Genomic DNA, 12,852 nt, shown 5'->3' on the forward strand with positions numbered 1-12,852 from the left:
TCCCACCCCATGGATGGGTGGAAATTATCGGGCAAGTGCCAATGCCCGATCAAAATTCTCTCAACGCCGCCGGATCGCCGGCCCGAGTACGAGCATGCCGGCCGCGGACACCAGCCCGACCCCGCCCATCGTGAACCACAGCGCCCCCATGCCGACATCCAGCAGCGGCCCGCCGAGCAGCGGCGCCAGCACCGCGGCCACCGACCACGCGAACCCGAACAACCCGGAGTACCGCCCCCGCAGCTCCGCGGGCGCCAGCGTGGCCACGATCGAGCCGGCGATGCCGGCCGTGACGATCTCGCCCGCCGTCCACACCGCGATCGTCACGGCGAGCCAGAACGTGCTCGTGACGAACGTGGTCAGGGCGAACCCGAGCCCGATCACGGCCAGCCCCAGCGCGAACGTGCGGGAGGCGTCCCTGCGCCCCAGCCAGCCGGAGACCAGCGGCTGGACCACCACGATCAGCACCCCGTTCAGCGCCATGGCCAGCCCGAACTGCGCCGGCGTCAGCTTCACGACCTTGGTCATCGCCACCGGCAGCATGGTCATCGTCTGCGAGTAGAGCAGCGCGTGGCCGAGCGTGACCAGCGTGAACGCCACCATCACCCGGTCGCGCAGCACCACCCCGAACCCGCCGCCCGACTCCCGCTCGGCGGGCCGCGTCTCCGGGACCGCCCGCCACACCAGCACCGCGAAGGCCACGCTCGACAGCGCGTCGATCCAGAACAACCAGATGAATCCGTGGCCCGCCAGCCAGCCGCCGGCCGTCATGCCGACCGAGTAGCCGAGGTTGATCCCCCAGAACAGCAACCCGTACGCCCGGGGCCGCTCCGCGGGCGAGACCAGGTCGGCGACTAGGGCGTTGGACGCGGGCCGGTAGACGTCGATCACCAGCCCGAGCACGAACATCGAGGCCAGGATCGCCGGCACCGAGGTGCTGTAGCCGAGCGCCAGCATGGCCGCGGCGGTGGCCAGCATGCCGCCCGACAGCGTGGCCCGGCGCCCGACGCGGTCAGTGAGCACGCCGGCGAGCAGCTGCGACAGCAGCGAGCCCGCGCCGAAGACACCCATCACCAGGCCGGCGCCGGTCAGCGACAGGCCGCGGGACTGCGTCAGGTAGACCCCGGTGAACGGCATGACCATGGTGCCCAGGCGGTTCACCAGCGTGCCGCCCCAGAGGGCCCAGAACGGGCGGGGCAGGCCGCCGATCTGGGAACGGAGGAAAGATGGCTTCTCGACAGTTGCGCTAGACACGCGACAAAGAGTGATATGTCCCGTTTCCTGGTGCGAACGGTTTAGCGCACACTAAAAGGATGTCCATAACCTGGATCCTGAAGCCGGAGGACGTGGCACGCATCCGGTTCGCGTTCTCCCCGATGTGGGAGCTCGTGGCCAGCCTGCGTACCCTTCAGCAGCCCGCCAGGCAGTCGATCCACCTGCCGTGGATCAAGGCCGTCCGGCCCCGGCTGGCCGGTCTCGGCCTGGCGGAGCTGTTCGCGCTCGTGCCGCCGGCCGGCTACATCGCCGACTTCGTCACCCCGCCGCCCGACACGCCGCTGCCGGACTTCGCCGCCGAGCTCGACCGGGTCAGGACCGCCTCCCCCGCGCGGGCCGGGGAAGAGGCCGCGCGCGTGCAGGGCACGAACCGGGCCGTGCTCGAGCGGTTCATGGCCGACCCCGAGGCCGGCGTGGCCAGGGTCGCCCGCACGCTGGAGGCGTACTGGGACTCATGCTTCTCCGAGTACTGGCCCCGCGTGTACGCCCTGCTCGAACGCGACGTCCTGCGCCGCTCGCGGCAGCTGGCCCAGGGCGGCGCCAGCGAGCTGTTCGCCGGGCTCGACCCCACCGTGGTCTGGACGGGCGAGCGGCTGCTCATCGACCGGTCCCACTGCGAGATCAGCGGCCTGCACGGCGACGGGCTCGTGCTGGTGCCCAGCGCCTTCTGGGGACCGTCGGTGGCGGTCATGTCGGCGCCGTACCAATCGACGCTCGTCTACCCCGTGTACGGCGTCGGCACGCTGTGGCAGCAGGGCCCGCCGCCCGCGCCCGGCGCGCTGGCGGCGCTGATCGGACGGAGCCGGGCGCAGATCCTGCTCGCGCTGGCCGAGCCCAGCACCACCTCCGCGCTGGCCACGCGCATGTCGCTCACGCCGGGCGCGGTCAGCCAGCACCTCGGCGTGCTCAGCGGCGGCGGGCTCGCGGTCGGGATGCGGGTCGGCAAACAGGTCGTCTACCGCCGCACCCCGACCGGCGACACGCTCGCCGGTCAGGCGTGACCTGCGTCGTGAACGGACCGTCGCCGGTCAGGCGTAGCCTTCGTCGTGAACGGACCGCTCGCCGGTCAGGCGTAACGCGTGGACTCCAGGAGCCAGTCCAGGTGCGCGCGGGGCGCCGCCAGGTAGGCGCACGCCACCTTGCTGACATCCCTCGCCACCTTGGGCACCAGGTCGTCCAGCGGCAGCCGCCGGGCCGCCGCCTGCATGTCCTCGCAGCGCCGGACGATCCTGTCCAGCACCCAGGCCGTCGCCTCCCGCTCGCTCAGCCCCAGCTGACGCATCGCCAGCACCACGAAGTTGTGCACGTCGCCGTGCTCCTTCGGGCGGGAGGCCACGTCGTTGCACCAGGCCGTGACGTCGCTGCACGCGTCCACCAGCTGCTGCCACGGCTCCGACTCGTGCACCCAGGCCGGCACCTCCACCCGCAGGCACGGCTCGACCAGGTCGTACAGGTACGGCCCCACCGTGCCCCTGCGCAGCGCCGGGTACTCCTCCAGCGTCGGCATCCGGCCCGCCGCCCGGTTGTCGGCCTCGGTACGGCAGGCGTCGTGCTGCCGCTGCAGGCCCACCGCGAACCTGGCCCGCCACCGGTCGCTCATCCGCACGCTCGTCACCCGCCACAGGTCCGCGAACGCCGCCTCCAGCGGATGGCGCGCCGCCCCCTTGAGCATGCCGTGGAAGACCTCCAGCCGGCACTCGCCCTCGTCCAGCTCGTCGTCCAGGTGGAACAGCCACGTCAGCCACTGCGCGAACAGCGCCGCCGCGGCCGCGTCGAACTCGGCGAACGCCCGGCCCGCCATCCGGTGGAAGCCGACGCCGGGATCGGCCCGCAGGCCCGTCCTCCTGGCCCAGTCGATGACCGCGGCCTCGATCGCGTACACGGCCGGGTGCATCCGGCACGGCTGGGCCATCGCCGGCACCCGCTCGATGAGGGGCAGCAGCGCGAGAGCCGCCGCGCCGCCCCGGCGCGGCAACGGCATCATCGAACCCAGCACGGAACGCAGCGCGGTGCGCACCGTGGCGAACACGGTGGTGCTCATGGTGATGCTCACAGTGGACCAAAGAGCCAGTTACCCGTGGCGTTCGGGTCGTCGCTGCGGTAGTACTCGGAGGCGGCCGCGACCAGACCGTCCACGCTCAGCGTGCCCTTGCCCGCCCGGTCGAGGCGATCGAACGCCTCATCCACGTCGTCGTAGGCGACGCCGAACGCGCACAACATGGTGCGGAACTCGGCCAGGCCGATCTCGCCGTCCCGGTCGCCGTCGCACAGCTCCGCCACCGCGACCGTGGCCGGCCTGAACACCGTGTCGTACCGGTCGCCGAAGACGAACGCCTCCGTCATGGCGGTGCGGAAGTCCGGGCGCGCGATGCCGGAGTCGACGTCACGCTCGAGCGCCTGCGACAGGACGGACCAGATGCCGTCGAAGCTGTCGACGAGGCTCGCCCCGGTGACCGAGGTGGGGGACTCCCCGAAGCCCACCAGAATGCGGGCGCCCAGACCCAGCAGGTCCTCACGCTCGACGACGCCGTTGCCGCTCGCGTCGATGTGGTCGAACGCCCGATCGAGCTTGTGATTGAGCAGGTCGATAGCCACCAATGCCTCCCCCGAGACTGACTGCGTGATCACAGTAAGGCGGGGCGGGGTCTTTGTCAGCGAGGCTCGCACCGGTGCCCCCCGTAACGTGTGCGAAACACGGACACGGCATCCTGGTAGGAGACCTGTTCTGTCTTATTGAGGGGATGCCTTGGACCGCCAGCAGGAGTTCGTGCTCCGCACGCTCGAGGAACGCGACATCCGGTTCATCCGGCTCTGGTTCACCGACGTTCTCGGCTTCCTCAAGTCCGTCGCCATCGCGCCCGCGGAGCTCGAGGGGGCCTTCGCCGAAGGCATCGGCTTCGACGGCTCGGCCATCGAGGGGTTCGCGCGCGTCTACGAGTCCGACATGCTCGCCAAGCCCGACCCCTCGACGTTCCAGATCCTGCCCTGGCGCAGCGAGACGCCGGGCGCCGCGCGCATCTTCTGTGACATCCTGATGCCGGACGGCTCGCCGTCGCACGCCGACCCGCGCTGGGTGCTCAAGCGCACCCTCGCCAAGTGCGCCGACATGGGCTTCACGTTCTACACCCACCCGGAGATCGAGTTCTTCCTGCTGAAGAACCGGCCCGAGGCCGGCGAGCGGCCCGAGCCGATCGACTCCGGCGGCTACTTCGACCACACGCCGCACAGCTCGGGGCACGACTTCCGGCGCCAGGCGATCATGATGCTGGAGTCGATGGGCATCTCCGTCGAGTTCAGCCACCACGAGGGCGCGCCCGGCCAGCAGGAGATCGACCTGCGCTACGCCGACGCGCTCACCACGGCCGACAACATCATGACCTTCCGCCTGGTCATGAAGGAGGTCGCGCTGGAGCAGGGCATCTGGGCCTCGTTCATGCCCAAGCCGTTCACCGAGCACCCCGGCTCCGGCATGCACACGCACATGTCGCTGTTCGAGGGCGACAGGAACGCCTTCTACGAGGCCGGCTCCGACTACCGGCTGTCCAAGATCGGGCGCTCGTTCATCGCGGGTCTGCTCAAGCACGCCGCCGAGATCACCGCCATCACCAACCAGTGGGTCAACTCCTACAAGCGGCTGTGGGGCGGCGCCGAGGCCATCGCGGGCCAGGGCGGCGAGGCGCCCTCCTACGTCTGCTGGGGCCACAACAACCGCTCGGCCCTGGTCCGGGTGCCGATGTACAAGCCGCACAAGGGCGGCTCGACGCGCATCGAGTTCCGCTCGCTGGACTCGGCCTGCAACCCGTACCTGGCGTTCGCGCTGATCCTCGCCGCCGGGCTGAAGGGCATCGAGGAGAGCTACGAGCTGCCGCCCGCGGCCGAGGACAACGTCTGGACGCTGACCAGCGCCGAGCGGCGCGCCCTCGGCATCCAGCCGCTGCCCGGCTCGCTCAACGACGCCATCGAGGTCATGGAGCGCAGCGAGCTCGTGGCCGAGACGCTGGGCGAGCACGTCTTCGACTTCTTCCTGCGCAACAAGCGGTCGGAGTGGCGCGAATACCGCCGCCATGTCACGGAGTTCGAGCTCGGCCGCTACCTGCCCGTGCTCTGATCGCGTTCGCGGCAGCCCGGCGCTCGCTGACACGTGCGCCGGGCCGCTCGGGCGAGCGCTACCCTGAGCAGCGTCCGCCCTCATCGGCATGCGGGCAGGCTGGCCAGCCGATCATTCACCCTGGAACTCGCGTACCTCGACCGGCAGCAGCGCCACCGCCTCGGCCAACTTGCGCCCCCACCCGAGCGCCGTCTCCATGTCGGGCGCCTGGATGATCGTGAACCCGCCGATGTGCTCCTTGCCCTCGGTGTACGGGCCGTCGGTGGCGAACACCTCGCCGCCCCGCATCTGGACGACGCGCGCCTGATCGGCCGGCTGCAGTCCGCCGGAGAAGACCCACACGCCGGCGTCCTTCATCTCCTTGTCGAGGGCGTTGAGGTCCCGCATGACCGGGTCCAGGATCTCGGGAGCCGGCGGAGGCCCGTCGCCCTGGTAGATGGTGAGCACGTACTGCTTCATGGGTGTTTCCTTTCCTTCAATTCCCACCCCTTACACGAACGAGGTCCGCCTGGATCGACACCCGGAAACGAAAAGCGGGCCACGCCATCGACGTGACCCGCTCTTTCCGGAAATTTCTACTTATTGACGTGCTTGTACAGGTACACCGCCGCCTTCTTCATGGCGGCCGTGCTCTTCCCCGCACGGTGCCGCTCCGCAGCCGCGATGGCCTTGGACAGCGTCGTCTTGCCGTGGACCTTGGCCGAGCCGTTGTACACGCCGTGCGCGTAATTCAGCCAGGAGGCCAGCAGCTCACGGTCGAGCAGCGCCTTGGCGGCCTTGCTCTTGGTGCCGAGCACCTTGTACGCCTTGGCCAGGGTGGTCGCGTCGGTCAGCTCGGGGAAGATCTTGCTGCCGTTCTGGGCAAGCGTCAGGTAGCACAGGAGCGTCTTGTCGCTCAGCGAGCCCTTGTTCTTCAGCATCTCCTTGGCCCAGGTCTTGGCGCTCACCGGCTTGGTGCCCTTGCCGCGCGTGCAGTCGTCGGGAACCGGAACCAGGTCGATGTTGACGTCCGGGTCCCCAGGGCCGCCCGTGTGGGTGTGCGTCGGGGTCGGGCTGGGCGTGGGCGTCTTCGTAGGCGTCGGCGTTGCCGTGGGTGTCGCCGTCGGGGTGGCCGTGGGCGTCGCGGTCGGGGAGGTGGTGGGCGTCGCCGTTGGGCTCTGGGTCGGCTTGGGCGGCAGCGCGGCCGTGAGATCGATGCGCTTGGTGGTCACCTGCGCGTTGCCGCTGTCATAGCGGATGGCCTTGCCGGTGCTCTGCAGCTTCTCGGCAAGCCCGGTGGCGGACATGTTGGGGTACGCCTGTCGCATGAGCACCAGCGCGCCGGCCACGTGCGGAGCCGCCATCGAAGTACCGCTGTTCGGGCCGAAGACGTCGTCCGGGATGGAGGAGACGATACCTACGCCAGGTGCGAACAGGTCGAGCAGCCGGCCTCGGTTGCCGAACGCGGCTGGGGCGTCTTGGTCATCCGTGGCGCCGACCGCGAGCACCTGAGACAGACAGGCCGGGCTGGCGACGCCGTCGGTGAAGCCTGAGTTGCCTGAGGCGACCACAGTGGTCACGCCGGCCTGAAGCAGCGCGGCCACCTCAGGCCGGAGCGCACCGTATGCGTTGTTGTCGCAATGAGCGGTCAGCTTGACCTTGCCGCCGAGGCTCATGTTGGCCGCGACGACCTTCTGCGAGCCGGCGATGCCCTTGAGGTACTCCAGCGCCCGCTTCTGGTCAGAGGTGAAGGTGAGGAAGCACGGGGTACGCTCCCCGCAGACGGGGCCGTTGAATCGGGAGAAGACCTGGATGGGAAGGATGCCCGCCTCGGGGGCGACACCGTTGGAGGGGGCGTTCGCGGCCTTCTTGCCCGCCGCGATGCCTGCCACGTGCGTGCCGTGGTCGCACTCGTTCGAGCCGTTCACCACGCACTTGGCGGTCTCGGCGTCGGCCGCACCCGGACCCGTCTGCTGCTCCTCGCCGTTCGGGCACAGCGACTCTGCCCGGTAGTCCGGGTTGGGGTCGGTGCTGGAGAAGCAGGCCTCGCTCACGATCCGTCCGGAGAAGAACGGGTGGTCACGGTCGATGCCGGTGTCGAGGACCGCCACGGTCGAGCCCTTGCCGGTCCATCCGGCCTCGTTGGCCTTGTCCGAGCCGATCAGCTTGGTGCTGACGTCCAGCGAGGGCGCACTGAGCTGGTCCTCGTAGATCGCCGCAATCCGGTCGTCGGTCTTGACGGCGTTGAACGTCTTCTTGTCCAGGGTGGCGACCAGGAATTCGTTAGAACTCGTCGCGTCGACCACATTCGTGCTCGTGGACGCCTTCTCGGCCGTACTCGCGACGGCCGAGACGCTTTCGCCCGGCTTCAGCTCAATGATCGCGCGTACCTTCTCGCCGCTCTGCACGTCAGCCGCGACGCTCTTGGCGACCTCGGGGTCGCCGGTGGACGCCTGCGCGGGTTCGCCGACCGAAAATAAGGCCGTTGTCGTCATGGCGAGCACAGATGCGCCCGCCAGCAGAGACCGTAGTCTCACTGGTCCTCCGAGGGGTAGAGAGGGGATCTACCGCCAGCAGCCGATACGAGCGGGCATGCGAGAAGAGCTCAGCAATGCCCGCGCCTCCCCGTGGCTGACGATTGGAACGTTTCCCCGTTTACGTCTGAGCGGCAAGCGTATGGAGTGACCAGAGGAATCTGTGGGAATGAAGTTATTCCGTTATCCGGAAATTTCCGTTTGTCAGATTGCCGCCGCTGCCGTCGAAGACGATGGACTCCAGGAGGGCCGCCTCGGCGCGGTCGACGATGAGAGCGCCGGCCGCCGGTGCCGGGTCGCCGTTCTTGACCCGGGCCACCAGGCCCGCCCACCGGCGTTCATGGCGGGCGAACGTGCGGGGCGCGACCACCCTGCCCCTCGCACGCTGTCCGGCTATGGCGAGGTCGGCAGGGGCGTCCAGCAGGAGCAGGTGGAAGGCGGCGCCGTGGCGGCGGGCCAGCCAGGCGAAGCCGCGCAGCACGTACGGGCCGCAGCCGCGGTTGTGGGCGATGACCGACTGCCCGCCGGCCAGTGCGCGCCGGATGCGGGTCAGGTGGGTGATGAAGACGACGGCGCGGCGCAGTGGATAGGGGGCCCAGGGAAGCCGGCCGTCCCAATGGCGCCGGGACTGCGAGGAGTCGATCACCATGACCGCGCCGCTCGCGACCGGCGTGCTCTCCGCGCCGTGCAACCCGTACAGGCGTTGCAGCAGGGTGGTCTTGCCCGCGCCCGGGAGCCCGGTCAGGATGACCAGGGATCCGGACGGGTACCGCACCATCGCGCCCTGCACAGGCTCACTCCGCACGATCCACGTCCCCTTCGCTCCGATCACGCCGGCAACGACCAGCCTCGCCGAGGCCGCGGGCCGCCGCGCGCTCAAATGGTTACGAGTTCAGGCGGGCCGTGAGCGTGGCGAGTTCGTCGCGCAGCATGTTATGAGTATGGGCGAGGTCGGCCAGTGCTTTGCGGGTCTCGGTCAGCTCGGCGGCGACCTGGGCCAGCCCGGCCTCGGTACGGCGATCCAGGGCCGCCGTCCGTTCGAACCGCTCGACGAACCACGAGGCGATGGCGGCGGTGACGACGCCGGCCAGGGCGATACCCGCGATCATCAGCCCCGACGCCACCAGCCGGCCCTCTGCGGTGATGGGGAAGCGGTCGCCGTACCCGACGGTGGTCATGGTGGTGAGCGACCACCAGATCGCGTCGCCGATGGTCTTGATGTTGCCGTTGTCGCGTTCCACGTCCAGGACGGCGATGCTGCCGACCATGCACAGGAACAGGGCCGTGCCGGACACGTACACGACGGCGCGCAGGCGCAGCGGGAGCCGTATGCGGTCGGCGATGACGTGCAGCAGGAGCAGGGCCCGCAGCAGCCACAAGGGCCGCAGGAGGGGGAGGAGGACGACCAGGAGGGAGGGGATGTTCCTGACGAGGAAGCGCAGGCGGCGGGGGGCGAGCGTGACGCGGATCAGGTAGTCGGCGGTGAACAGGGCCCAGGTGATGACCTGGAGGTACCACAACGCGGTGTCCGCGGCGGTGGGCAGATTGGGGACGAGGACGGGGATCGCCCAGCTCAGTAAGAACACTACGCCGATGGCGAGGAGCGCCACACTCGTGCGCCGCTCCCAAGAGGTCAGCCGGTCCATGCCGACAGTGTGCACCTGACGGCCCGTATCGGGGATTGGGCGCGGGATGTCGGAATGCCCGGCTAGAGTACTGCCAACGCCTTGATCGGCCTCACGCCGGGATCGTTCCCGGAGTGAGGCCGATTTTCGTTGCTTCTGACCCTCGAGTCACGCCCGTGCCACCTACGGTGCCTAGCCTCACATCAGGGTGGGGGAAGTTTCGGACCCCTTCGAGGCGTTATGCGGGTGTATGGGGCACCATCCGGACCCCCGCCCTCTGGGTAAACGGGCGGTCCAGTAAAATTGGGCTGCTCTTTATGGTATTTCCGGACTTTGCGCCTCATGTGGCGATATTGGAGGATGTGGCATGACGACGGCTGCCCTGCAGACCGTGTTGACCGTTCCCCAGCGTTTCCGCGGGCCCGAGGGCATCGCCAACGGCGGCTGGATCGCCGGCACCATGGCGGACTCGCTCAACGGCGGTCGATCAGCCGTCGAGGTCACGCTCCATGCCCCCTCACCCTTGGAGACCGAGCTGCGGCTGGAGCACGTGGCCAACTCCGCGTCCCTCTCGCACGGCGACAAGCTCCTCGTCGAGGCCATCCCCGTGGCTGAGGACCTGGAGGGGCCCGGTTTCGTGCCGTTCAACGACGCGGCCCGCGCCGAGGCCGGGTTCGTCGGGCTGCAGGCGCACCCGTTCGCCGAGTGCTTCGCCTGCGGGCTGCGCGAGCCGGGTGACGGCCTGCGGATCTTCCCCGGTCCGGTCGAGGGCACGGACCTGGTGGCCGCCGGCTGGCGGGTGCCGTTCACGGTGACGGGCGAGGACGGCGTGCCCGCCTCGATCATCGGCGCCGTGCTCGACTGCATCACCGGCTGGGCGCACTTCGGCCCCGGCGAGACCGCGCTGCTCGGACGGCTGGCCCTGCAGATCCACCGGTCCGTCCAGCCCGGTGGCCGCTACTCGGTGGTGGCCCGCCCGACGGGCCGCGACGGCCGCAAGATGTACGGCCAGAGCGCCATCTACGAGATGGACGGGACGCTGGTGGCGGCCGCCCGCGCCACGTGGATCGCTCCACGCTGACCGCCGTCCGGCCGCCTTGTGCCGCGGCCGGTTCACGGCCTGGAGATCGTGCCCTCGCCGCGTGCGGGGGCACGATGATCGTTTACCCGGCGCCGGTGAGCCGCTCGACGACGGTCGTCACACAGCGGTCGTCGAACATGATCGTGTAGTGGTTGCAGTCGGGCACCATCTCGTCCCGCAGTCCCGGCAGCCGCGCCGCCCATGGGGCGGTCAGGTCGTCGGGGAGCAGGCCGACGGGCTGGTCGAGCAGCCCGCGCGGCGCCCGGAGCAGGAACAGCGGAGACTTGATCGCTTCTAGCGCCGCACCGGCCTCGGCCTGCGCCGTGTTCAGCCACCGCCCGTCCTGCAGCACCGCCTCGCCCACGACCCGTGACCGCAGCGCGCCCGCGGGTCCCGTCAGGTCGTAGCGGACGTACGCCTCGACGTCGTCGTTCCAGTGCCCGGCGAAGGCCGGATGGCCCTTGAAGAAGTCGACGTACGCCTCCGCCGACGGGTACGTCTGCCGCAGCCGCGCCAGTGCGGGCCCCAGCGTGGCCTCCAGCGCGGCGTCCGCGTCCACCCCCTCGGGCAGCGGCGGGAACGGGATCCCGCCGTCCACCAGCACCATCCGGGCGAAGTCCCGCCGCGCACCGGCCAGCGCGGCCACGAACGCGCCCATGGAGTGACCGGTCAGCACCGCGTCCGGCCCGGCGCCCACGTGGTCGGCGACCCGCAGCACGTCCTCGGCGTGCCGCGGCGGCCCGTACGGGCCGGGCAACGCAGCACTGTGCCCGCGCCCGCGCAGGTCCATCGCCACCAGCGACCACCCTTCGGGCAGCCGCCGCCCCACCGCGCCCCATGCCATCAGCGAGGCGGTGATCCCGTGCACCGCGATGATCACCCGCGGCCCGGTCCCGAACGTGGCGATCCGCAGCCCGCCGACCTCATCCACTCTCATAGCCGGATCCTAAGGACAAATCGCCCGGTATGGCACGCCGATCAGGTGACACGCCCACTCGGCCGCGCTCAGGGGCCGCCCGGCCCGCGCGCACACCGCGGCGGCCACCTCGCCGCGCGCCCCGAGCCGCCCGGCCAGCCGGTACTCCCCGAACCGCTGGGGATCGTCGTCCGTCGACGTCTCCACGGCGTGTGGGATGGGCCGTTCAGGGTGAAAGTTCCGGATAAATTACCCGGTATGCGCATCACCGTAATCGAGCACGAGGCCGAGGCCGGTCTCGGGTATCTCGGCGGCTGGCTGGGAGTGGCCTGTGACGTCGTGCGGCCGTACCTGGGGGAGGACGTGCCCGCGCGGGCCGCGGACGGCCTGATCGTGCTCGGCGGTGCGGCGGCGGCCTGGGAGGACGAACGCAGCCCGTGGCAGCCCGCCACCCGGGACCTGCTGCGCCGCGCCGTGGACGAGGCGACGCCCACGCTCGCCATCTGCCTCGGGGCGCAACTGCTCACGATGGCCTGCGGGGGCGCGGTGGAGCGGGGCGCCGCCGGGCTGGAGGTGGGCGCGTGCGAGGTGGTCGCGCTGCCCTCGGTCGCTTCCGACCGGCTGCTGTCGGGCGTCGGCACGGCCGTGGCCGTCCAGTATCACCAGGACGCCATGACGCGGCTGCCGGACGGGGCGGTGCCGTTGATGACCGGCTCCCGGTATCCGAACCAGGCGTACCGGCTGGGTGAGGCCGCGTGGGCGGTCCAGTTCCATCCCGAGGCCACGCCCGAGATCTTCGCCTCCTGGGCGGCCGAGTCGGACCTGGAGGCGGCCGAGGAGCTGACCGCCCAGGTCAAGGCCGCTGAGAGCAGGCTCATCGCCACCTGGCGCCCCGTCGCCCAGGCTTTCGCCGACGTGGTCGGATCCGCCGGCCGAGCCTGAGCCGCGGCCGGCCTGCCTCGGGGGTCGCGTCAGGCCCGCTCGCGCGGCGCGGCTGGGTGAGCGCGTGGGCGAGCGCATGTACGCCGCCCAGCACCAGCGGGAAGGCCGCCGTCGCCGCCAGGCCCGAGCGCCCGGAGTGCACCGGCACCCCGGCGGACCGCAACCGCCGCCAGGCCCACACCGAGAAGGGGATCACCACCACCGGCGCGGTCACCGCCCCGGGCGTGTACCCACGGGTCGCGGCCGCCTGTGCCAGGTGCCCCACCCCGTGCAGCAGCAACACCACGGGACCGCGCTCGCCCGCCGTCAGATAGCTGGCCCGCCGCCCCTCGACCTCGATCGTCATTCGCTCAGACATGGCATAACCATCGTGTTCTGATCAACCCCAGGTC

General features: G+C 70.4%; 14 protein-coding genes. 4 read left to right on the top strand and 10 right to left on the bottom strand.

Features of this window, described 5'->3' with window-relative positions:
• Nucleotides 1–60: 60 nt before the first annotated feature.
• A complete protein-coding gene (locus ETD86_RS46930) occupies nt 61–1,254 on the bottom strand; it encodes an MDR family MFS transporter (RefSeq protein ID WP_138673107.1) in 1,194 nt (397 codons plus the stop codon).
• A 59-nt stretch (nt 1,255–1,313) separates the two neighbouring features.
• Between ETD86_RS46930 and ETD86_RS46935 the strand changes: the two genes are divergently transcribed.
• On the top strand, nt 1,314–2,276 hold the full coding sequence (locus ETD86_RS46935) for a DUF5937 family protein (RefSeq protein ID WP_138673108.1): 963 nt from the start codon (nt 1,314–1,316) through the stop codon (nt 2,274–2,276).
• A 65-nt stretch (nt 2,277–2,341) separates the two neighbouring features.
• Here ETD86_RS46935 and ETD86_RS46940 read toward each other — a convergent pair whose 3' ends face one another.
• A complete protein-coding gene (locus ETD86_RS46940) occupies nt 2,342–3,316 on the bottom strand; it encodes a terpene synthase family protein (RefSeq protein ID WP_138673109.1) in 975 nt (324 codons plus the stop codon).
• A gap of 8 nt (nt 3,317–3,324) precedes the next feature.
• Entirely contained in the window at nt 3,325–3,870 is a 546-nt protein-coding gene (locus ETD86_RS46945; protein WP_138673110.1) for an EF-hand domain-containing protein, read from the bottom strand.
• Between the two features lie 151 nt (nt 3,871–4,021).
• Between ETD86_RS46945 and glnA the strand changes: the two genes are divergently transcribed.
• Complete coding sequence (gene glnA, locus ETD86_RS46950; RefSeq protein ID WP_138673111.1) at nt 4,022–5,383, top strand: type I glutamate--ammonia ligase; 1,362 nt, start codon at nt 4,022–4,024, stop codon at nt 5,381–5,383.
• A gap of 111 nt (nt 5,384–5,494) precedes the next feature.
• Here glnA and ETD86_RS46955 read toward each other — a convergent pair whose 3' ends face one another.
• From ETD86_RS46955 to ETD86_RS59445, 4 genes are all read right to left on the bottom strand, one after another.
• Nucleotides 5,495–5,842, bottom strand: a complete 348-nt coding sequence (locus ETD86_RS46955; RefSeq protein WP_138673112.1) for a YciI family protein — start codon at nt 5,840–5,842, stop codon at nt 5,495–5,497.
• 116 nt (nt 5,843–5,958) lie between these two features.
• Entirely contained in the window at nt 5,959–7,899 is a 1,941-nt protein-coding gene (locus tag ETD86_RS46960; protein ID WP_138673113.1) for a S8 family peptidase, read from the bottom strand.
• 172 nt (nt 7,900–8,071) lie between these two features.
• On the bottom strand, nt 8,072–8,701 hold the full coding sequence (locus tag ETD86_RS46965) for an AAA family ATPase (RefSeq protein WP_246149338.1): 630 nt from the start codon (nt 8,699–8,701) through the stop codon (nt 8,072–8,074).
• A 79-nt stretch (nt 8,702–8,780) separates the two neighbouring features.
• The gene (locus ETD86_RS59445; protein WP_138673114.1) at nt 8,781–9,542 is read right to left on the bottom strand and encodes a potassium channel family protein; all 762 of its coding nucleotides are present in this window, start codon (nt 9,540–9,542) and stop codon (nt 8,781–8,783) included.
• Between the two features lie 346 nt (nt 9,543–9,888).
• On the opposite strand from ETD86_RS59445, the gene ETD86_RS46975 reads away from it, so the two are divergent.
• On the top strand, nt 9,889–10,602 hold the full coding sequence (locus ETD86_RS46975) for a PaaI family thioesterase (protein ID WP_138673115.1): 714 nt from the start codon (nt 9,889–9,891) through the stop codon (nt 10,600–10,602).
• Nucleotides 10,603–10,684: 82 nt separating this feature from the next.
• On the opposite strand, the gene ETD86_RS46980 is transcribed toward ETD86_RS46975, so the two are convergent.
• Together ETD86_RS46980 and ETD86_RS56145 are read right to left on the bottom strand one after the other, a co-directional pair.
• Nucleotides 10,685–11,539 (bottom strand): alpha/beta hydrolase, encoded by an 855-nt coding sequence (locus tag ETD86_RS46980; protein WP_138673116.1) that lies wholly within the window; start codon nt 11,537–11,539, stop codon nt 10,685–10,687.
• Between the two features lie 9 nt (nt 11,540–11,548).
• Nucleotides 11,549–11,725, bottom strand: coding sequence for a hypothetical protein (locus ETD86_RS56145; RefSeq protein WP_170223656.1), 177 nt, complete (start codon nt 11,723–11,725; stop codon nt 11,549–11,551).
• A gap of 51 nt (nt 11,726–11,776) precedes the next feature.
• Here ETD86_RS56145 and ETD86_RS46985 point away from each other — a divergent pair, with 51 nt between their 5' ends.
• On the top strand, nt 11,777–12,460 hold the full coding sequence (locus ETD86_RS46985; protein ID WP_138673117.1) for a type 1 glutamine amidotransferase: 684 nt from the start codon (nt 11,777–11,779) through the stop codon (nt 12,458–12,460).
• On the opposite strand, the gene ETD86_RS46990 is transcribed toward ETD86_RS46985, so the two are convergent.
• Nucleotides 12,393–12,818: an HXXEE domain-containing protein gene (locus ETD86_RS46990; protein WP_138673118.1), complete on the bottom strand. Its 426-nt coding sequence runs from the start codon at nt 12,816–12,818 to the stop codon at nt 12,393–12,395. The two genes, ETD86_RS46985 and ETD86_RS46990, sit on opposite strands and share 68 nt — an antisense overlap.
• Nucleotides 12,819–12,852 lie beyond the last annotated feature (34 nt).

This window comes from Nonomuraea turkmeniaca (assembly GCF_005889735.1).
Classification (GTDB): Bacteria; Actinomycetota; Actinomycetes; order Streptosporangiales; family Streptosporangiaceae; genus Nonomuraea; species Nonomuraea turkmeniaca.

Excerpts from the sequence above, each read along its gene's own strand:
- ETD86_RS46935 (WP_138673108.1), top strand. The coding sequence starts at position 1,314 with ATGTCCATAACCTGGATCCTGAAGCCGGAGGACGTGGCACGCATCCGG.
- ETD86_RS46940 (WP_138673109.1), bottom strand. The coding sequence starts at position 3,316 with ATGAGCACCACCGTGTTCGCCACGGTGCGCACCGCGCTGCGTTCCGTG.
- ETD86_RS46955 (WP_138673112.1), bottom strand. The coding sequence starts at position 5,842 with ATGAAGCAGTACGTGCTCACCATCTACCAGGGCGACGGGCCTCCGCCG.
- ETD86_RS59445 (WP_138673114.1), bottom strand. The coding sequence starts at position 9,542 with ATGGACCGGCTGACCTCTTGGGAGCGGCGCACGAGTGTGGCGCTCCTC.
- ETD86_RS46975 (WP_138673115.1), top strand. The coding sequence starts at position 9,889 with ATGACGACGGCTGCCCTGCAGACCGTGTTGACCGTTCCCCAGCGTTTC.
- ETD86_RS46980 (WP_138673116.1), bottom strand. The coding sequence starts at position 11,539 with ATGAGAGTGGATGAGGTCGGCGGGCTGCGGATCGCCACGTTCGGGACC.
- ETD86_RS46985 (WP_138673117.1), top strand. The coding sequence starts at position 11,777 with ATGCGCATCACCGTAATCGAGCACGAGGCCGAGGCCGGTCTCGGGTAT.
- ETD86_RS46990 (WP_138673118.1), bottom strand. The coding sequence starts at position 12,818 with ATGTCTGAGCGAATGACGATCGAGGTCGAGGGGCGGCGGGCCAGCTAT.